Annotated in this window: 14 protein-coding genes; 6 read left to right on the top strand and 8 right to left on the bottom strand. The window is 67.3% G+C overall.

Features of this window, described 5'->3' with window-relative positions; all coding sequences use genetic code 11:
• Nucleotides 1-106 precede the first annotated feature (106 nt).
• Nucleotides 107-2,416 carry a HelD family protein gene (locus tag ACYQ5L_RS25525; protein WP_459960823.1) on the bottom strand — a complete coding sequence of 770 codons (2,310 nt, stop codon included), beginning with the start codon at nucleotides 2,414-2,416 and terminating at the stop codon, nucleotides 107-109.
• Nucleotides 2,417-2,550: 134 nt separating this feature from the next.
• Nucleotides 2,551-3,894 carry a diguanylate cyclase domain-containing protein gene (locus ACYQ5L_RS25520; protein WP_459960822.1) on the bottom strand — a complete coding sequence of 448 codons (1,344 nt, stop codon included), beginning with the start codon at nucleotides 3,892-3,894 and terminating at the stop codon, nucleotides 2,551-2,553.
• 174 nt (nucleotides 3,895-4,068) lie between these two features.
• On the opposite strand from ACYQ5L_RS25520, the gene ACYQ5L_RS25515 reads away from it, so the two are divergent.
• A complete protein-coding gene (locus ACYQ5L_RS25515; RefSeq protein ID WP_459960821.1) occupies nucleotides 4,069-5,265 on the top strand; it encodes a beta-ketoacyl synthase N-terminal-like domain-containing protein in 1,197 nt (398 codons plus the stop codon).
• 47 nt (nucleotides 5,266-5,312) lie between these two features.
• Here ACYQ5L_RS25515 and ACYQ5L_RS25510 read toward each other — a convergent pair whose 3' ends face one another.
• A complete protein-coding gene (locus ACYQ5L_RS25510) occupies nucleotides 5,313-7,043 on the bottom strand; it encodes a sensor histidine kinase (protein WP_459960820.1) in 1,731 nt (576 codons plus the stop codon).
• A 255-nt stretch (nucleotides 7,044-7,298) separates the two neighbouring features.
• Here ACYQ5L_RS25510 and ACYQ5L_RS25505 point away from each other — a divergent pair, with 255 nt between their 5' ends.
• The 5 genes from ACYQ5L_RS25505 (at nucleotide 7,299) to ACYQ5L_RS25485 (ending at nucleotide 13,399) form a co-directional block, all read left to right on the top strand.
• Complete coding sequence (locus tag ACYQ5L_RS25505; protein ID WP_459960819.1) at nucleotides 7,299-8,120, top strand: sigma 54 modulation/S30EA ribosomal C-terminal domain-containing protein; 822 nt, start codon at nucleotides 7,299-7,301, stop codon at nucleotides 8,118-8,120.
• 119 nt (nucleotides 8,121-8,239) lie between these two features.
• Nucleotides 8,240-11,230, top strand: a complete 2,991-nt coding sequence (gene uvrA, locus ACYQ5L_RS25500) for an excinuclease ABC subunit UvrA (protein ID WP_459960818.1) — start codon at nucleotides 8,240-8,242, stop codon at nucleotides 11,228-11,230.
• Nucleotides 11,231-11,292: 62 nt separating this feature from the next.
• On the top strand, nucleotides 11,293-11,781 hold the full coding sequence (locus tag ACYQ5L_RS25495; RefSeq protein ID WP_459960817.1) for a DUF1203 domain-containing protein: 489 nt from the start codon (nucleotides 11,293-11,295) through the stop codon (nucleotides 11,779-11,781).
• 21 nt (nucleotides 11,782-11,802) lie between these two features.
• On the top strand, nucleotides 11,803-12,288 hold the full coding sequence (locus ACYQ5L_RS25490; protein ID WP_459960816.1) for a RidA family protein: 486 nt from the start codon (nucleotides 11,803-11,805) through the stop codon (nucleotides 12,286-12,288).
• A gap of 112 nt (nucleotides 12,289-12,400) precedes the next feature.
• On the top strand, nucleotides 12,401-13,399 hold the full coding sequence (locus ACYQ5L_RS25485; RefSeq protein ID WP_459960815.1) for a TIGR04222 domain-containing membrane protein: 999 nt from the start codon (nucleotides 12,401-12,403) through the stop codon (nucleotides 13,397-13,399).
• Nucleotides 13,400-13,488: 89 nt separating this feature from the next.
• Here the strand turns inward: ACYQ5L_RS25485 and ACYQ5L_RS25480 are convergent, their stop codons facing one another.
• From ACYQ5L_RS25480 to ACYQ5L_RS25460, 5 genes are all read right to left on the bottom strand, one after another.
• Nucleotides 13,489-14,274 (bottom strand): SDR family NAD(P)-dependent oxidoreductase, encoded by a 786-nt coding sequence (locus tag ACYQ5L_RS25480; protein ID WP_459960814.1) that lies wholly within the window; start codon nucleotides 14,272-14,274, stop codon nucleotides 13,489-13,491.
• Nucleotides 14,275-14,380: 106 nt separating this feature from the next.
• The gene (locus ACYQ5L_RS25475; protein ID WP_459960813.1) at nucleotides 14,381-15,235 is read right to left on the bottom strand and encodes a helix-turn-helix transcriptional regulator; all 855 of its coding nucleotides are present in this window, start codon (nucleotides 15,233-15,235) and stop codon (nucleotides 14,381-14,383) included.
• Between the two features lie 127 nt (nucleotides 15,236-15,362).
• Nucleotides 15,363-17,387, bottom strand: coding sequence for an ATP-binding cassette domain-containing protein (locus tag ACYQ5L_RS25470; RefSeq protein ID WP_459960812.1), 2,025 nt, complete (start codon nucleotides 17,385-17,387; stop codon nucleotides 15,363-15,365).
• A gap of 33 nt (nucleotides 17,388-17,420) precedes the next feature.
• Entirely contained in the window at nucleotides 17,421-18,599 is a 1,179-nt protein-coding gene (locus ACYQ5L_RS25465; protein WP_459963535.1) for a type III polyketide synthase, read from the bottom strand.
• Between the two features lie 135 nt (nucleotides 18,600-18,734).
• Nucleotides 18,735-20,219, bottom strand: coding sequence for a fatty acid desaturase (locus ACYQ5L_RS25460; RefSeq protein WP_459960811.1), 1,485 nt, complete (start codon nucleotides 20,217-20,219; stop codon nucleotides 18,735-18,737).
• Between the last annotated feature and the right edge of the window lie 76 nt (nucleotides 20,220-20,295).

Raw genomic sequence — 20,295 nt, 5'->3', positions numbered from 1 at the left:
GGGGGCGTGCCGTCGGGTCGGGCGGGCGTGTCCCAGAAGGGGGTTCGGGGGCTTTGCCCCCGCCCCTTTCTTCCCCCAGGGGGTGTGGGGGCGGAGCCCCCACAATTCAGTTCAGGCGGTGCAGGACCGCCGGGAGGTCCTCGGTGTGAGCCACGGTCAGGCGTTGGGTGGCTCGGGTGAGAGCTACGTAGAGGTCGTTGAGGCCGCGGGGGGATTCGGTGAGGATCTGATGGGGTTCGACGAGGATCACGGCGTCGAATTCCAGGCCCTTGACGTCGTGGACGGTGAGGACCCGGGTCGAGTCGTCGGTCAGGTGGGCCAGTTTGGCGGCTACATCGTGGGGGGCGATGACAGCGGTGGTGCCGGGGTGGGCGGCCTCGGCGGCGACGAGACGTCCTACCTCGGCGTCGAGGGCATCGATCGTCACGCGGTGGGCCCGGGGAGTGAAGCCGGAGTCGCGGACCGAGCGGGGGATGGCCGCGCTCGGATCGATTTCGGCGAGGACGTCCGCGGCAATGGCCATGATTTCGGCGGGGGTGCGGTAGTTGACCGTGAGCTCGGTGAGCTTCCAGCGCTTGGCCACATAGGGTTCGAGGACCTGCTGCCAGGAGGCGGCGCCGGCCGGGTCGCCGGTTTGGGCGACGTCCCCCACGGCCGTGATCCAGCGGTTGGGGATGCGGCGCATCACCATTCGCCACGCCATTTCCGAAAGTTCCTGGGCCTCATCGACGATGACGTGCCCGTAGGTCCAGGTGCGGTCGCCGGCGGCGCGTTCGGCGGTGGTCTGGCTGGTGCGGACCTGCTGGCGCTCGGCGAGCTGGCCGGCGTCGATGAGGTCGTAGGCCATGAGCAGTTCCGGGTCGAGATCGTCCTCGAGGTCCTGCGGGGCCGAGCCGGTGAGGATGTCGAGGGCGTCCTGGGCCTCGGCCAGCTGGGCGCGCCAGCGGCGGCGGGCGCGTTCGCGTTCCTCGGTGTCGTCCACGCCGAGCAGTTCGGCGAGTTCGTCGAGCAGCGGCGCGTCGGCGTCGCTGAACTCGTTGCTGTCGGGGCGCTGCAACTCGGCGCGATCGGCCTCGCTGAGATGCCCTGCGGCAGTGGCCAATCGCTTGGGATCGGCCCACAACCCGCCGAGCACGTCCTGCGGCGTGAGAATCGGCCACAGCCCTGCGATGGCGCGCTGAATATCGGCGTCGGCGCGCATTTCATCGCGGATCTCGGTGAGATCGGTCTGGCTCAACAGGTTCCGGCCGCCCAGCGGGTTGGCGCCGATGGCCTCGGCCAGCTGATCGGTGAGCGCGTCCACCACGGCCGCGGCGAAGACGGGCCGGGCCAGGTTGTGCGGGCGACGCGAGGACCGGGCGCGGCCGCGGGCCTTGGTGACGATCTTGCGATCCAGCGTGAGGTCGTGCCCGTCGAAGTGCAGCCGCACCGGCTCCTTGGGCACCTCCTGCCAGTCGCGCACCGCCTTCTTGAGCACGTCGAGCATGTCGAGCGAACCCTTGAGCTCTCCGGCGCGCAGCGAATCCTCCAGTGTCGCTTGCACTCCCGGATACAGGTTGCCGATGGTCGAGAGCAGCACGCCGGTCTCGCCCAGCGACGGCAGCACCTGCCCGATGTAGTCGAGGAAGGTGGAGTTCGGGCCGATGATGAGCACACCGGCCTTGTCCAGCTGCTGCCGGTAGGTGTAGAGCAGGTATGCGGCGCGATGCAGCGCCACCGCGGTCTTGCCGGTGCCGGGCCCGCCCTGCACCACGAGCACGCTCTTGTGCTCGGAGCGAATGATCGCATCCTGTTCGCTCTGAATGGTTTCGACGATGTCGTTCATGTGCCCGGTGCGCGCGGCATTGAGCGCCGCCAGCAGCGCGCTCTCACTGCCGACGCCGCCGTCGCCATTGATCACCCCGGCGCGGCGGGCCGCCTCCAGATCCAGGTATTCGTCATTGAGCGCCGTCACCTTGCGATTGCGCGAGCGAATGTGCCGCCGCAGCGTCACGCCGTCGGGCGCGGCGGTGGTGGCCAGGTAGAACGGCCGGGCCAGCGGCGCCCGCCAGTCCAGCAGCAGGGTCTCGTAGTCGCGCGCCTCGTCGAGAATGCCGATGCGCCCGATGTAGCGGCGTTCGCCCTCGGCCGGTCCGCTGCCGTTCTCGGCCGGCCCGTCCCCGTTCTCGGCGAGGTCGATGCGCCCGAAGCACAGGCCGTGCTCGGCGGCGTCGTATTTGGCGAGGTCCTCGGAATACAGCTGGGTGAAGGATTCGCGCTCACTGCGGGCCTGCGGGGTGCCGCCGGTCTCCAGCAGGACGGTGCGCAGGCGGCGCTGCGCGTACTCGCGCATTCCGTCGAGCTGGGTGTACAGCCGGTCCAGATGCTGCTGCTCCCGCTCCACGTCCGCCGCGGCAGCGGGATCGGACGCGGGCACAGAACGCTCCTCTGTGAGGTCGGGCAAAGCGGAACTCCTTGTCACCACACCGGCGCGCCAGCACGGCGTGCGAACCATCGAGAACAGAGTTGTCGAGTCTAGTTCGCCTTGGCCGGCTTCGCCGTATCAGCAGCTCATGAGGCGTGCGTGCTGTCGCTGCGGCGGCCGAGCGTCCCGTTCTGGTGATTCGCCGGCTTGGCGCGGTACATGGCCAGGTCGGCGTCGTGCAGCACGGCCTCCGGGGTGCGCGAATCGCCCGCATGCAGCGGGGTGATGCCAATGGAGGCATTGACCTGGATGCGGTGCCCGCGCGCGATGATGGGCTCGGCCATGGTCTGCCGCAGCCGGGTGACCAGATCGTCCAGATCCTCGCCCAGCGTGCGGCCGGACAGCAGCACCAGGAATTCGTCGCCGCCGATGCGGCCCACGATGTCGTCGGAGCGCAGCCCGCGCTGCAGCCGCTGCGCCACGATCTGCAGCACGGTGTCGCCGATGGCGTGCCCGAGCGTGTCGTTGATGGCCTTGAACCCGTCCAGGTCGATGAACAGCACCGAGGACACCGGCAGGTTCTCGGTGGTGCCCAGCGCCGCCGCGAGCCGCGAGAGCACCAGCGCGCGATTGGCCAGCCCGGTGAGCGGATCGTGGGTCGCCTGGTACTCCAATTGCCTTCGGCTGGCCCGGAATTCGGTGATGTCATTGAACGAGGAGACCGCCGGTGAATCCGGATCGTCGGGATTGAGCAGCCGGCTCGATGCCGACAGCCAGCGGCGCTGCCCGTCGGGCCGGTCCACGCCGAACACGAACCGCGTCACCGTCTCACCGGTCGCGAGGGTGCGGATGACCGGATACCAGGACGGCGGCATGGGCTGGGCATTGGCGTCGAGCAGGTTCAGCGGAATGTTCTCGATATGGGTGCCGATCAGGTCGTCGGCGTCGTATCCGAAGATGCGCCGGGCGGCGGGATTGGCCGATTCGATCCGCCCGTGCCGGTCGATGACCACCACGCCCTCCTCCAGCTGGGAGACGACGGTGGTGAAGAACTGCTCGGCCCGCGCCTGGGCGGCCTCGGCCAGGCGCTGCGGGGTGAGGTCGTGCAGGACCACTTGATAGGCCAGGTGTTCGTGCCAGCGGGTGAGTACGGAGACGGTTTCGACGTCCACGGTCCCGCCGCCCACCCGCAGCAGGGTCATCTCGGCGGGTTCGGAGGCGGTGCCGGCGATGGTGAGCCGGCGGATGCGTTCCAGCATCGGGGCGACCGAGGCCGGGTCCACGAACTCGGTGATGGGCCGGCCGACGATCTGGTCGGCGGATTCCGCGTTCAGCAGTCTGACGGTGGCCGGGTTGGCGTAGACGACGGTGCCGCGCTCGTGCACCACGATGCCGTCGGGGCTGTACTCGACCAGAGACCGGTATCGCTGGGCGAGTTGGTCCAGCTGTTCGGCATCGGTCGGCGCAGTTGCCCGATCGTTACCAACCACCTAAAGCACCCCCTGATCGTCGTTGTAACACGTCGCTGGAGCACGGCACCATTGTGGTATCGGCATGGTTGCTGGGTCACCGCGCCGACCGTATTGAATCAATCACAGTTCCGCACATCATCGAGCTGCGATTGGTGATCATTACAGGCACCGGCTCTGAAAGGAGCGATGCAAATGCCTGGCACCAACCCCATCCCGAATACCGCAGACCAGCATCAAGATCATATGACCATCGTCGGTATCGGTGCCGTCACCGGGTACGGCTGGGGCCGCGAGACCCTCTGGGAGGGTTTGCTGAGCGGCAAGCCGGCCGCCCGGCTCTTTCCAGGGTACGGGCCGGAACGCGATCGGCACGGTTGGGTAGCCCGCGTGCCGGAAGGTGGCGATCCGGAAATCGGGCCGAGCCGGTATGCCCGCGCCGCACACGAATCGGTGCGCGAGGCGATCGCCGACGCGCATGCGCGCGGCTGGAAACCAGGGCGAACGGTCGGTCTTCTGCATGCCATCGTGCTGGGCGATGTATACGAATGGCGCGACTTCTACCTCGTCGACCACGGCCGCCGCCGCTCCCGCGACTACATGCGCCTGCTCCCGTCCACTCCGGTGTCGATGCTCATGCAGGAGTTCGGTTTTCACGGCCCGTCCATGAACGTGTCGGCGGCCTGCTCCTCCGCCAATGTCGCCCTGATCACCGCACAGCTGTGGCTGGCACAGGGTTTCGCCGACGACGTGATCGTGGTCGCCACCGACCTGTCCGCCACCGCCGACATGGTCGAGCACTTCGTCGAGCTGGGCGCCGCTGTCACCGATGCCGAACCCCTCTCCGCCTGCCGCCCGTTCCAGGAGGGCAGCCGCGGCTTCAGCATGGGCGAGGCCTCCACCGCATTCGTGATGAGCCGCAATGCCGAACGCCCCTACGCCGCCATGCTCGGCGGCGCCATGTCCAACGACGGCTACCACGTGGTCTCCGTCGACCCCTCCCACCAGCAGATCTTCGACTGTGTCCGCCGAGCCCTGGCCAGCGCCGACGTCCGCCCCGAGGAAATCGCCTACCTCAACGCCCACGGCTCCGGCACCAGGCAATGCGACGACGCCGAAACCGCCCTCCTGGCAAAGATGTTCGACGACCAACCCCTCGTCTGCGCCACCAAACCCCTCACCGGCCACTGCCAAGGCGCCGCCGCCGGTGTGGAAGTGGCCGCCATAGCCCTGGGCTACGAACGCGGCGTAGTGGTCTCCGCCCCCATCGTCGCCCCCGCCCACGCCCGCCTCGTCGACGGCGTGGTCCCCGGCTCCGACGGCCTCACCCTGAAAACCTCCCTCGGCATGGGCGGCCACAACTCCGCAGTCGTCTTGGGACCGGTCGGCTGAGCAAGGGGTTCGGGGGGCGAATCCCCCCGAGAGTCGCCGACGAGAGTTCAGTGGAGCGGCACGCTCCAGTGCAGTTTGGTGCCCTGTTCCTCCCCAGCGGGGTCGCGGCGGGGGTAGACGGCGAGGCGGCCGCCGGATTGTTCGGCGCGGTGGGCGAGGTTGGTCAGTCCGCTGGGGGTGATGTCGTCGGGGATGCCGCAGCCGTTGTCGGCCACGATGATGGTGAGGTCGTCGGCCACGCCGATGTCGATGGTCACGGTGTCGCCTCCGGAATGACGGACCGCATTGCTGACCGCTTCTCGCACAACGGCTTCCGCGTGATCGGCGAGGCCGGGCTCGACCACGGACAGGGGGCCGGTGATGTGCATGAGGGCCCGGATGTCGGTGTTGGCGGTCTGCTGTTTGACGGCGCGCTCGATGCGCTGGCGCAGCCGGGTGCTGTGCCCGTTGCCGCCGTGCAGGTCGAAGATGGAGGTGCGGATCTCCTCGACGACATCCTGGAGGTCGTTGATGGCGTCGGAAAGTCGTTGCCGCACTTCGGGTACCCGGGCGCGCGGCACCGTGCCCTGCAGTGAGAGGCCGATGGCGAACAGCCGCTGGATGACGTGATCGTGCAGATCGCGCGCGATGCGATCGCGATCGGTGAGGATGTCGAGCTCGCGCATGCGCCGCTGCGCCACCGCCAGCTGCATGGCCAGCGCCGCCTGATCGGTGAACGCCGCGATGAGCTCCATCAGCTCATCGGTGTAGGGCGCGGATTCGGCGGAGCGCACGGTGATCAGCACGCCCAGCGTGGAGTCGGGCGTGTGCAGCGGCAGCACCAGCGCCGGCCCGATGCCGTCGATCGTCTTGCCGAGATCCACCTGTTCGGCATCGTCGAAGCGCAGCGGCGTGCGGGTGAGCAGAGCCTCGCCGACGGCGGTCCCGGTGGTCTGCACGGTATTGCCGCGGTGTTCGTGCCCGGGCCCGGACCATTGCGCCACAACGAGTTCGGTGATCTCCCCGGGCAGCGATTCCGGATCCGGCACCACGGCCAGCAGCGCCCGCTGGGACCCGGTGAGCTCCCGCGCATGCTCGACCACGTGCGCCAGCACCTGATTGGGATCGGTGTCGGCCAGGAATTCGGTGGCGATATCGCGGGTGGCCTCGATCCACGCCTGCCGGGTGCGCGCCGATTCGTACAGCCGCGCATTGTCGACGGCGATGCCGGCGGCGGCCGCGAGCGCCTGCATGAGCACCTCGTCGTCCTCGGTGAAGGGGTGCCCGCCGGATTTCTCGGTGAGATACAGGTTTCCGAACACCTCGCCGCGAATGCGCACCGGCACGCCGAGGAAGGAGCGCATGGGCGGATGCCCGGGCGGGAAGCCGACCGATGCCGGATGCCGCGCGAGATCGTCGAGCCGGATCGGCTGCGGCTGGACCAGCAGCAGTCCCAGCACGCCGTGCCCCTCGGGCAGATCTCCGATGAGCACGCGGGTCTGCTCGTCGATGCCGTGATACACGAATTGGATGAGCTGACGGTCGTGGCCGCGCACGCCGAGTGCGCCGTAGCGGGCGTCGACCAGGCCGACGGCGGCGCGCACGATGGTGCGCAGGGTTTGATCCAGGTCGAGTCCGGAGGTGACGGCGAGCAAGGCCTCGACCAACCCGTCGATCCGATCGCGGGCGTCGATGATCTGCTCCACGCGGTCCTTGACCTCGGTGAGCAATTCGCGTAATCGCAGTTGCGACAGCGTTTCACGAACCGAGTAGGGGCCATGGCGGTGGGCGTCGTACATGGTTGTCCTGCTGTCCGGCGGATGCGCACACTGCGTCGAGAAGTCTACGCGCGGAACAGTTGCCGACTGCTCGATACGAGTGAACCGAACCGATCCGTGGGTGTCGTCGGGTGTGCCAACCTTCTTGCAACCTTTTAGCGGATCATTTTCCAAGAAAGTGGTCCGGATCGGGACCTTCGGCCCTGTCCGGAAGGGTCCACGGCATGTTGCGATAGGACACGGTTGCCGGGTCGGAAACGGGAAAGTGGGGTCGGCATGGGCGCGTTCGATGTGTGGTCGAGTGGAATCGATCCGGATTTCGTGGTGACCACCAGCGGACCCGTCCCACCGGCCGAGGTGACCCGCGTGGTGCGCGGGCTCGGCAGGATACTGCGTCGCCACGGGGTGGACGGGCCGGTGCGGGCGCGATTGCACCGGCCCGGTTCCGAGGATGTGACGACCCTGGTTCAGGTGGCGATCCGGGCGCAAGGGAAGGCGTACCGGGTGCAGGTCGCCGGGCCGGGGCGGTTCGCGGTGACCTTCGCGCTGGAGCGCCTCGATCTGCGATTGGACTGCCCGCCCGAGGAGTTGTCGCGGCCCTGGCCGGATCCGTCGCGCCCGTCATTGGCGACGGCGGGGGAGCCGCGGCCGATCGTGCGGCGCAAGGACTGCCAGTTGCAGGTGGTGAATGCGGCTGCGGCGACCCGGGTCCTGGATGCGATGGATTACGACGCGCATCTGTTCACCGATGCGGAGTCCGGAGCGGATGCGGTGGTGTGCTGGACCGGACCGCGCGGCGTGCGGACGGTGCGCCAGCATCGGGACGGCGTACCGGTGCTGCGCGAGGACGAGGCGGCCGCGCGATTGTGCCTGGGCGGAATGCCGTATCTGTTCTATACGGATCCGGACAGCCGCCGCGGGCGGTTGCTGTACCGCCGCTTCGATGGCGACCTGGCACTGGTGAAGGCGGCCGGGACCGAGGATCGGGCGCGCGATCGCGGGCTGGCGCCGCGGGCCATCAGCGCCTCGTGCGTGCGGCGGATTCCGGCCGGATCGGCAATGCCGGGTGCGCTCGAGGTGGTCGAGAAACTAGGCTGATTCGTATTCCGAATCCACTGTGACCAGCGTTTCAACATGCGTGGGCAAACTTGTCGGTGGGTCCGCCTAGCATGGCGTCGGGGGTAACTCTGGATGCCGAAACGTTGGAAGGACGGCCTGTGGCGGATCGCCTGACGGTGCGTGGTGCGCGGGAGCACAATCTCAAGGGAGTCGATCTCGACCTACCCCGCGACAGTCTCATCGTGTTCACCGGGTTGTCCGGGTCCGGCAAGTCCTCGCTCGCATTCGACACCATCTTCGCCGAGGGACAGCGCCGCTATGTGGAATCGCTGTCGGCATACGCGCGGCAATTCCTCGGGCAGATGGACAAGCCGGATGTGGATTTCATCGAGGGCCTGTCGCCGGCGGTGTCCATCGACCAGAAGTCGACCAACCGGAATCCCCGGTCCACGGTGGGCACCATCACCGAGGTGTACGACTATCTGCGCCTGCTGTTCGCGCGCGCGGGCACCCCGCACTGCCCGGTCTGCGGGCATCTCATCGAGAAGCAGACCCCGCAGCAGATCGTGGACCAGGTGCTGGCCATGGAGGAGGGCATCCGCTTCCAGGTGCTCGCGCCCGTGGTGCGCACCCGCAAGGGCGAATTCGTCGACCTGTTCGATCAGCTGAACTCGCAGGGCTACTCGCGCGTGCGGGTGGACGGCGTGGTGTATCCGCTCACCGATCCGCCGAAGCTGAAGAAGCAGGAGAAGCACGATGTCGAGGTGGTCATCGACCGGCTCGCCGTGAAGCCGAGTTCCAAACAGCGCCTGACGGATTCGATCGAGACCGCGCTGCGGCTGGCCGACGGCATCGTGGTGCTGGACTTCGTGGATCGCGACGAGCACGCCCACGATCGGGAGCGCCGCTTCTCCGAGCGCCTGGCCTGCCCGAACGGTCACCCGCTCGATATCGAGGACCTGGAGCCCCGGTCGTTCTCCTTCAACTCGCCCTACGGCGCCTGCCCCGACTGCACCGGTCTCGGCATCCGCAAGGAGGTCGATCCCGATCTGGTGGTGCCGGATCCGGAGCTGAGCCTGGCCGAGGGCGCCATCGCGCCGTGGTCGCGCGGGCAGACCGCCGAATACTTCACCCGGCTGCTGTCGGGTCTGGCCGATGCCATGGGCTTCTCCATGGACACGCCCTGGCAGAACCTTCCGCTCAAGGCCCGCAAAGCGGTGCTGGAGGGCAGTTCCGAGCAGGTGCACGTCTCCTATACCAACCGGTACGGCCGGAAGCGTTCGTACTATGCCGATTTCGAGGGTGTCATGCCGTTCCTGCAGCGGCGCATGGACAACACCGAATCGGAGGCGATGAAGGAGCACTACGACGGGTACATGCGGGATATCCCGTGCCCCGTCTGCAACGGCGCCCGCCTGCGCCCGGAGATCCTGGCCGTCACCCTGGCCTCGATCGACGGCCACAAGTCCATTGCCGAGCTGTCGGACCTGTCCATCGGCGAGGCCGCCAAGTTCCTCAACAGCCTCGATCTCGACGACCGGCAGGCGGCCATCGCGGCCCAGGTGGTCAAGGAGATTCAGGCCCGGCTGGGCTTCCTGCTCGATGTCGGCCTGGAATACCTGACGCTGTCGCGGGCCGCGGGCACGCTCTCCGGCGGTGAGGCGCAGCGCATCCGCCTGGCCACCCAGATCGGTTCCGGCCTGGTCGGCGTGCTGTACGTGCTGGACGAGCCGTCCATCGGCCTGCACCAGCGCGACAATCGCCGGTTGATCGAAACCCTCACGCGCCTCAAGAATCTCGGCAATACGCTGATCGTCGTCGAGCACGACGAGGACACCATCCACTCCTCGGACTGGGTGGTCGACATCGGCCCGCTCGCCGGTGAGCACGGCGGCCAGGTGGTCTACTCCGGCCCGTACCCGGGTCTGCTGGAGGACAAGCATTCCCTCACGGGCGCATACCTTTCCGGCCGCCAGACCATCGAGGTGCCGTTGGTGCGCCGCCCGATCGACAAGAAGAAGCAGCTCACGGTGGTGGGCGCGATCGAGCACAACCTGAAGAACATCGATGTGAACTTCCCGCTCGGCGTGCTCACCGCGATTACCGGCGTCTCGGGCTCGGGCAAGTCCACCCTGGTCAACGACATTCTGGCCACCGTGCTCGCCAATAAGCTGAACGGCGCGCGCCAGGTGCCCGGCCGCCACACCCGCGTCAACGGTCTCGACCACCTGGACAAGCTGGTGCAGGTCGACCAGTCGCCCATCGGCCGCACCCCGCGCTCGAATCCGGCCACCTACACCGGCGTCTTCGACAAGATCCGCACGCTCTTCGCCGCCACCACCGAGGCGAAGGTGCGCGGCTACCAGCCCGGCCGCTTCTCCTTCAATGTGAAGGGCGGCCGCTGCGAGGCGTGCTCCGGTGACGGCACCCTGAAGATCGAAATGAACTTCCTGCCCGATGTGTACGTCCCGTGCGAGGTCTGCCACGGCGCGCGCTACAACCGGGAAACCCTGGAAGTCCACTACAAGGGCAAGACCATCGCCGAAGTTCTCGATATGCCGATCGAGGAGGCGGCCGAGTTCTTCGAACCGGTCACCTCCATCCACCGGTACCTCAAGACCCTGGTGGATGTCGGCCTCGGCTATGTGCGCCTCGGCCAGTCCGCCCCCACCCTGTCCGGCGGCGAGGCCCAGCGCGTGAAGCTGGCCGCGGAACTGCAGAAGCGCTCCACCGGCCGCACCGTCTACATCCTCGACGAGCCCACCACCGGCCTGCACTTCGAGGACATTCGCAAGCTGCTGACGGTCATCAACGGTCTTGTCGACAAGGGCAATTCGGTCATCGTCATCGAGCACAACCTGGACGTCATCAAGACCTCCGACTGGGTCATCGACATGGGCCCGGAAGGCGGCTCCGGCGGCGGCACCGTCATTGCCCAGGGCACGCCGGAAGACGTTGCGGCCGTGGCGGAAAGCTATACCGGGCAGTTCCTCAAGGAAGTCCTCGCCGCCCCGGCCCCGGCCAAGCCCAAGAAGGCCGCCGCCAAGAAGGCTCCGGCCAAGAAGGCCGCCGCTCCGAAGAATCCGGAGCAGGCAGCCGCGGTGAAGAAGGCGTCGGCCGCTCGTCGCAAGGCGGCGGCGCTGCGCTGAGGCTCGTGGGCGAGGTCTGATTCCCGCCGGTGAGTTGATCACCGGCGGGCCAGGCTGGAGACATGACAACCTACACCGCGCTTCCCATCGGCCCCGAGGCCCTGAAGGAACTTCGCATCACGGACGACGCGGGGCGTCCGATGGCCGCGTTCACCGATGACGAGGGCGGCGCCCCACTGCGATGCTGCCTGCGTCGCAGTGAGCCCGGAGACCGCATCGCCCTCGTCTCCTATGCGCCGCTGCGGCGCTGGGCCGCCGAAACCGGTGCGGCGCCGGGCGCGTACGACGAGCAGGGTCCGGCGTTCATTCACGCCGATGACTGTGCTGTTCCCGAGCAGGACGGCTATCCGCTGCTGAATGCGCGGCGGGTGCTGCGGCGGTATTCCACCGACGGCCGGATTCTGGGCGGCCGGCTCCTGGAGGACTCCGAGTTGTCCGACGAAGACGTCGATCGCGCTCTCACCGACGCGTTCTCGGACCCGGAGGTGGCTCTGGTGCACGTGCGAGCCGTGGAGTACGGATGCTTCTTCTACGAGGTTCGCCGTCGATAGGGAACCCGCCATACTTGCGGAGTGAGCACCATCGCGAAGCGGCTGACAGAGCTGGGCATCCAGCTTCCACCCTCGCCCAAACCCCCGCCGGGCGTGGTGACGCCCTTCGCCTGGGTTCGCGTCTCCGGTCCCCGCGTCCTGGTGTCGGGGCACGGGGCGCTGAGCGAGGACGGCCGCCCGGCGGGCCCCTTCGGCAAAGTTCCGAGCATGGTCCCGCCGGACCACGCCTACGAGTCGGCCCGTGCGGCCGCCATCGCCATGCTCGGGAATCTCCAATCCACGCTGGGTGATCTGGATCGAATCTCCGCGTGGCTCATGGTCCAGGGCATGGTCAATGCCGATGTCGGCTTCGCCGGCTCCACCACGGTGATCAACGGGTTCTCGGATCTCATTCTGGACGTGTTCGGTCCGCAGATCGGTCAGCACGCCCGAACCGCGATCGGCATGGCCACCCTGCCGCTGAACTATTGCGTGATCGTGGCGGCCGAACTGGAGATCCGCGAGTAATCCGCCTCGGGCCCACCGGAACTGGTGGCTCGCCGCGCCGGGAGCCGCCGCCGCATACTGGGATCACCATCGGTGAGCTCTGGGGGTGTTTTCGGTGGGAAATCTCTTACTGTTGTTGATCTTTGGACTGCTGCTCCTCGCGGTCGCGATTCGGATGCCGCCGTTCACCGCACGTGCCGATCGGCAATTGTCCACCAGCGAAATCGGATTCCTGCGCGCCGGCGCGCGCGGCGCGCTGGTCACGGCGGTGACCGCGCTGGATGTCGATGGCGTAGTAGCGCCGAACAGGCCGAAGTCGAAGGTCAAGCGGACGGGAGCCGAGCCGCTCTCGGATGCCGATGAGCTCGAACAGGCCGTCTTCGCCGACCTGACCACGCCCGCCCGGCTGCGGGCGCTGGTTCGAAAACGGCGCACGCGTGCGGAATTGACGACGCTGCGGGATCGGCTGCGCGCCGAGGGGCTGATTCCGGGGGAATGGCGGCGGCGCGTGGTCAAGGTGATCGCGGTACTGCTGCTTCCGGTCGCGGTGCTGGTCCGGTTGGTGACCGATCCGCTGAACGTCTGGATAGTCGTGATGCTGGCGGCGGTTCTCGTGGCCGGGCTGTATCTGCTGGTGAAACCGAAACGGACGGTTGCCGGTCGCCGGGTGCTCAACGCCTTGCGGCAGGAGACGGAGCGGCTGCTCGAGGAGTGGCGGGGAGAGCCGGATCATTGGTGGGAGAAGGAGCCACAGCAGAGCGTTGCGGCCCATACCGTTAGGAAGGCCGGGGCGGGCGCGGACGCTCCGCTGCCGGAGGGCGACGAGCCCGAAGGGGAGGAATCCGAGGACGGCCCGGCGGAAGGCTTCTTCAATACGCCGCGATCGCGTTTCAAGCGTTTGGTGGCACTGGCGATGACCGGCAGCATCACCGTGGGTACCGGAAATATGCCCTGCAGCTCGATGGATTACGACGAGAAATGGGGTGACGAGGGCGGACCCGGCTGGGGCGGATGGCATGTGGGTGATGGCTGGGACGGTGGCTGGGATATCGGTGGCGGGGGCGGCGGTGATGGCGGCGGAGGCGGTGGCGGCTGTGGCGGTGGGGGTGGCGGCTGCGGAGGCGGCGGGTAGCGCATTCCGCGAGCGCGGCGGTCCCGGAGCCCCGCACCGCTGCGGTGCGGGGCATCGTCCGATTCGCTACAGCATGGGAGTCCGATTCGCTACAGCATGGGGGCCGGGATGGCGGAGACCAGACCGCCGTCGATGATGAGGTCTTGGCCGTTGATGTAGGAGGCTTCGTCGGAGGCGAGGAAGGCCACGGCATTGGCCACGTCCTCGGACGTGCCGAAGCGGGCGGCGGCCACATTGGCGAGAACCTCGGGCTGGGCCTCGGGGGAAACGTTGTCGTGGAACATCGGCGTGGCGATGTAGCCGGGGCTGACCGAGTTCACCCGGATCCGGCGGGAGGAGAGATCGGCGGCGAGGGTGTGCGCGAGATTGTGCACGGCGGCCTTGGTGGCGGAGTAGACGGTGGCGCCGGTGAGTCCGCGGTGCAGGGTCCAGGAGGCGTTGATGACAATGGCCGAGCCGTCGGCCAGCAGCGGGAGGGCCTGCTGAATGGTGAAGTAGACGCCCTTGAAGTTGATGCCGATCACCCGGTCGAACTCGTCCTCGGTGACCGCGGCGACCGGCTGGAAGGAGCCCACGCCCGCATTGGCGAAGACAACGTCCAAGCGGCCGTGGCGGGTACGGATGGCCTCGATCAGGGCGTCGCGGTCGGCGCGGTCGCCCACGTCGCCGGGCACCGCGAGAATGCGGTCCGCCGCATCGGGGGCGGTGGCCGCGAGGTCCTGGACGGCGGCGTCGAGGCGGGACTTGTCGCGGCCGGTGATGACCACGTGCGCGCCCTCGGCCAGCAGGCGGCGGGCGGTGGCCAGGCCCATGCCGCTGGTGCCGCCGGTGATGAGGGCGATCTTGCCGGTGAAGCGGGAGTTGCTCTGTGTCATGGCATCAGCCTGCCGATCCGGGGATCGAGCAAACAGTGCGCAGTCAACATGGGTCCGCCACCACCAGGCAGCGCCGCGCACCCCGTCATTCCAGGGTTCGGGTGCCTCAGGCCGATGCGAGGGCTCTGCTGCGGGTCAGTCCGTCGAGGCGTTCTTCGGTGCCGGTACCCGGTCGCGGGTTGTAGAACTCCAGATGCCAGTCGGGCTGGTCGATCAGGGCGAGTGTGGTCTTGTCGAAGATCAGGTCTCCGGCCTCCGGATGGCGGACCGCCTTCGTGCCCTGGGTGGGCGCGGCGACATCGTGGCGGGCCCACAGTTCGGCGAATTCCCGACTGGCGCTGCTGAGTTCGCTGATCACCCGCTGGAATTCCGGATCGGCGGGGGAGTAGGCGACGTCGGCGCGGTAGGCCGCGACCACGACGGGGGCGATCTCCGCCCACTCGGTGTGCATATCGCGGTAGCGGGCATTGGTGAAGAAGGTGGTCAGGCAGTTGTGGTCGGTGTCGTCGTAGCCGAAGACCAGCCGGGTGGCGTCATTGAAGGCGAGCAGATTCCAGTAGCGGTCCCGCAGGATCGCCGGCCGCGGATTCCACCCGTCGATCAGCCGCCGTAGTTCCGGACTCACCGGCGCCGTCCGAATCTGGTGGCTGCGTGGGGGATTCAGCCCGGCGAGCACGAACAGATGCGCGCGCTCGGTCTCGTTCAGCTGCAGCGCCCGCCCGATGGCTTCCAGCACCTCGGCGGAGACATTGATATCGCGCCCCTGCTCGAGCCAGGTGTACCAGGACACCCCGACCCCGGCGAGCTGGGCGACCTCCTCGCGCCGCAATCCCGGCGTCCGGCGCTGGCCCGAACTCACCAATCCCACGTCAGCAGGGGAAATCCGCGCGCGCCTGGCACGCAGAAAGTCTCGCAGTTCTTCTCGTCGAAGCCGCTTCGCCGCAGAGGTCTCACTGCCCATCCTTACGACTGTAATCAGCGGGCCCGCATGTGCTCCGCGCCACTGCGGGATGCGGCGTGCGCGAGAACCCCGTCACCCCGCCAACGAGAATGGCCCCCACCGGTCGGGTGGGGGCCATTCCCTTCTCTCACTCCGCGACCGGCTGCGCCAGCAGCTTGGCCTCCGCCACGCGCCCGAAGTCGAGCTTGACGATCTGGTCGGCGAGATCGAAGTACCGGTCGTCGTGGGTGATCACGATGACCGTCTTCCCGCGCTGCTTCAGCTTGGTCAGGATCTCCCGGTAGAACACATCGCGGAACTTGGGCTCCTGATCCGCCGCCCACTCGTCGAACAGGTAGATGGCCCGGTCCTCGAGCAGAGCGGTCAACAGCGCCAACCGCTTTCGCTGACCCTGCGACAGATTGATGGTGGACAGCCGCCCGTCCTTGACCGTCACCTTGTGCGCGATCTGCAACTCCTCGAGGTAATGCCGCACCTCGTCGTCGATGCCGGGGCGATCGAAGCCGAGGTAGTCCTCGAAGAGATGGAAATCGGTGAAGATGGCCGAGGAGTTCTGCCGGAACCATTCGATGTTCTCGTGGTCGATCTGCTCGCCGTTCAGCGTCAGATGCCCGGTCTCGGGCACGTACAACCCCGTGATCAGCTTGGCGAGAGTGGATTTGCCACTGCCGTTGCCGCCGACGATGAACGTGACCTGCCCGGGTTCGAAGGTCAGATCGAGCGGGCCGAGATGGAAGCCCGCCACATCCTCGGCCGGAGGATGGCTGACCGGCACCGGAATGCTCTTGCTGGAGAACGGGTTCACGAACCGGTGGCCGTTGACATCCGGCCGCGCGCCGGGATGCCCGCCCGGCCCGCCGGGGCGTGGATGACCACCCGGTGCACCCGGTCCGGGACCGGGATGCCCCCCGTGCCGCCCGCCCGGTGCACCGGGCCCAGGACCCGGATGCCCGCCGTGCCCGGCACCGGGAGCCCCCGGGCCCGGACCCGGATGCCCGCCGCGGCCCGGTGCGCCCGGACCGGGTCCCGGATGTCCGCCCTGTCCGGGGCCGGTATGTCCGCCCCGGCCGGGGCGGCGTGCGCCCGTTTCCGGCTGCGGTTCGGACCCCGGCGGCGGCGGAACCTGCGAAGGCGCCTCGCCCACATAGGTGTAGCCGACATTCGACAGCTCCAGCCGCGCCTGGCTCACGATCGGCCGCTCGGTATAGGGCAGCTCGTCCTCGTTGTGCAGTGTCGCCATGGACAGGCTCATGGAGCGGATCTTGGCCAGCGCCACATCACCGCGCAGCAGGTCCGGGATCCGGTGCATGAAGTTCTGCATGGGCATGGCCAGGAAGGTCGTCACCAGGATGTACCCGAACATGGTGTCGCGGTCCAGCCTGAACGCCTTGGCCAGCACGAACAGGATGAGCCCCATGGTGGCCAGCTGCAGCAGCTGCCCGAACCCTTGCGCCACCGAGAATTTCGACCCGGCGTCGACATTCTGGTCGCGCAGCTCCCCGGCGGTGCCGAGCAGGTGCTTGTCCATGAAGTCCTTGCGCCGCCCGCGATGCAGCTTGAGCTCCTTGATGCCCAGCGTCACCGAGGTGAACGACCGCAGCAGGGCGTCGTCGTTCTCGCGCGCCTGCTGGTAGATCTTGCGCACCTTCTTGAGAATCGCTTCCACGGAAGCGATTCCGAGCAGGGTGCCCGCCACGGTGACCGCGAACACCTTGCCGTCCACCATGAACAGGTACACGAAGCAGCCCACAATGGTGGCGACGTCGATGCAGATGCTGGGGATGGCGGTCACGGCCTGCGACAGTGACCGCACATCCTCGGTGAGCGTCGCCATCAGACGATGCATGCCCAGCCGTTCCAGATGCTCCAGCGGAGCGGCGACGATGCCATTGCTGAGCTGGGCGCGCAGCTGGTAGATCGCATCCTGGGCGAGCCGGATGAGCAGCACCTGCGACAGCACTCCACTGACCAGGATGACCGCCACCGTCGCGGCGAAGCTCTGGACGGTGACCGCTGGATGCGGTTCCGGTGACACCACTCCCCGAATAAGTGTCACCAGATAGGTGTTGGCCACACCGCAGACCAGGCCCGCGGCGATGACGGCCGCGATCCGCATCCAGGAGATGGAGATGAGAAATCGGATGAGTTGCATGATTGCTGCTCTCTGAGACGGCTGTTCGTCGCGTTACCGGCGAACGATGTCGAAGATCATGCCTTCGAGGGTGACGCCCGGCGCGAAGGAGAACGCCACACCGGTCGAGATGGGCTTGCTGGTCTGGGCCCGCTGAATCATCTGCTCCAGCACGAAGATCAGCGAGACGCTGAGCATATTTCCGTGCTGAGCAAGGATATCCCAGCTCGGACCGGCGGTGTCCGGAGTGATTCCGAGCGAGGCCGCGGAGGATTCGATGATCTTCGGGCCACCCGGGTGGATCGCCCACAGATCGATATCGGACTTCTGTAGTCCGTTGCGGTCCAGCACATCCGAGACGACGGGATCGACGCCGTCGAAGATGTACTGCGGCAGGTGCTCGGACAGCTCGCAGGTGATGCCGTTGTCGTTGACGCCGAGCACGATGCCGTCCTCCGCGCCGTCGAACAGGTAGCTGAAGGTATCGCGCAGCACGACCTTGCCGGCTTCCAGGGGCTGCTGCACCTGGGAGGCGCCGATGACCAGCGCACCGCATCCGTCACCGAACAGGCTGTGGGTGATGATGCCGATGATGTCGTCGCCGAACGCGGCATTGACCGAGCTGACCTCGATGCACACCACCATGGCCTTCTTGTCCGGGTTCGCGCGGACGTAGTCCACCGCGGTGCGCACGCCGTTCATGGCGGCCGCGCAGCCCATGAAGTTCACGACCACCCGGCCGACCGACTTCGGCAGGCCGAGCTGCTTGACAATGGCGACGTCCACGCCGGGGGCGATGAAGCCGGTGCTGGTGACGAACACCAGTAGCCCGATCTCCGACGCCGCGGCATCGGCGTCGGCCAGCGCCCGCGCGGCCACGTCGACCGCGAGCGGGGCCGCGTAGTCGTAGTACATGTTCATCCGTTCCCGGATGGTGGCGGGCTTGCTGCTGAATGCCTCGAACTCCGGCTGCAGCGGATCGACCGCCAGGTGGCGGGTGCCGATCCGGGTCTTCTGGAAGACCCGCCGGATGCGTTCCTGCTGCGCCGGATCGGCGAACCGCCGGGCCACCCGCTCGGCGGCGTCGTCCTGTTCGAAGAGCTGCTCCGGCGAGCCGGTGGCAATGCCCTCGATGACGCCGACCGTGGTCGGCGGGGTCGGCGGCAGGCCCTGCTCGCCGAAGCCGTATTCGAGCTCGGTGCCCGCCGGGAACCGGGTCGCCGCGGCGGCCAACCGGGTCGCGGTCTCGGGCACGGCGCCCCCCTCGTCGATGGTGATGGACACGAAATTCTCCCCTTCTTTCGATAAAGCTATGACCGGCCGCGCAATACGCGGCGGCGCGGTCATTCGACCGTCAGCGAAACAGAATCAGACTGTTCCGATTCCGGTGAATCCTTGAACCGTGTAGACCGCGGAGGTTTTCAGCGCGCCGGGCGACAAATGTTCCCGGACGAATCCCCAATTGCGTTCCTTCGCTTCATCGGAACGGGACAGGAGATAAACGCGAACCTGCTTCGGGAAACGGTCGGTGAAGAAACTCTTCGCCGGCAGCCATTCGACGCCGAATTTCGCGGCTTCCTCGCGGACCACGTCCTCGGTCGCGATATTGGCGAAACCACTGCGCTGGTAGGGCAGTACGTGATGCACCCGGTGCGAGCTCAGGCCGGCCGACAGGAAGCAGTCGACGTAGCGGTTGCCGATCACCTTCAGGTCGTAGGCCTGCTCGAGCTGGTTGATGGCCCAATCCTCGGTATCGGACTCGACCTCCTCGGTGTCCATCTCGAAGTCGTGGCTGGCCACCACCAGGAAGGTGCTGACCCACAGGGTGAGCACGAACTGCAGCACCCAGGCCCAGATATCGCCCATGATCAGGAAGGCGAGGAACTCGCCGACCAGCAGGAAGCGCACCGCGAACGAGCCGATGAAGTGCGGCAGGGCGCCGCCCCAGGTGCCGTACATGTCCTTGATGCCCACCTTGCGGGTGAGGCGGCAGACATCGAGCAGGCGCATGATCATGCCGGTCAGCGTGTGGCCGAGCTTGTGCAGGGTGTGGATCGGAATGCGGTACAGCACCGGCACGCGCGTCATCATGGTGAAGACGTTCTTCTTGATGTCGACTTCACTCTGCGTGTGCGGGTGGTGCAGCAGCGCGTGGCCGTCCGCGGTCACGAACGACAGGGCGACGTAATTCAGGTCGAACGCGTTCACCCAGATCTTGTTCCAGCCCTTCTGGGCGCGGTGGATCGCGTAGTGACCGAAGCCCGCCAGCGAGCTGCGCAGCACCACCATGGCGATGACGAAGACCGGCAGCGGCATCCAGGCCGGCACCGCCAGCCGCAGGCCCTGCACCGCGAAGTAGGCGATGGCCATCAGCACGACGGTGATGTTGAACAGCTTGTCCATCTTCTGGATTCGCGCCGCCAGTTCCGGCTCCTTGAGCCGCTTCTTGACCGCGTGCAGCAGATCGTTCTTATCGTCGAAGCGGTACTTCGGGGTGTCGCGCCAGGAGTCGAAACCCTCCTTGAACAGGAAGTCCGGCGCGTTCGCCTTGGGATGGATATCCTCGGGCAGGGCTTCCCGATCGAGCGCGTAGCGCTCGATCAGCTTCGAGATCCCCTCCGGGTTCTTGTGGTACGAGCCGATAATGGAGGTGATATCCCGGTTTTTCGTACGGCCGATGAAGAACTCGCCGCCCGGATGCTTTGAGATCCAGTCGCTCAGGTCGTAGGCTTTGCCGTTGTAGACCCATACATTGGAAACCGGAGGCGGACCGGGAGGGCCGTCGGGGCGCCGGAATTCGCTCTCCCCCGTGTCCTGCCCGCGCTCGTCCACGTCCTGGCGGTCGGTCGTCATTTCTTTCCTCCGTGTCCGATCGGCCGGTGCCTGCCTGTTCTGCGCCGATCAGGCCTCATCACACACTGCCCTCGAG

The sequence above is a fragment of the Nocardia sp. IFM 10818 genome (genome assembly GCF_054655275.1).
This window is presented reverse-complemented; position numbering and strand designations above follow the sequence as displayed.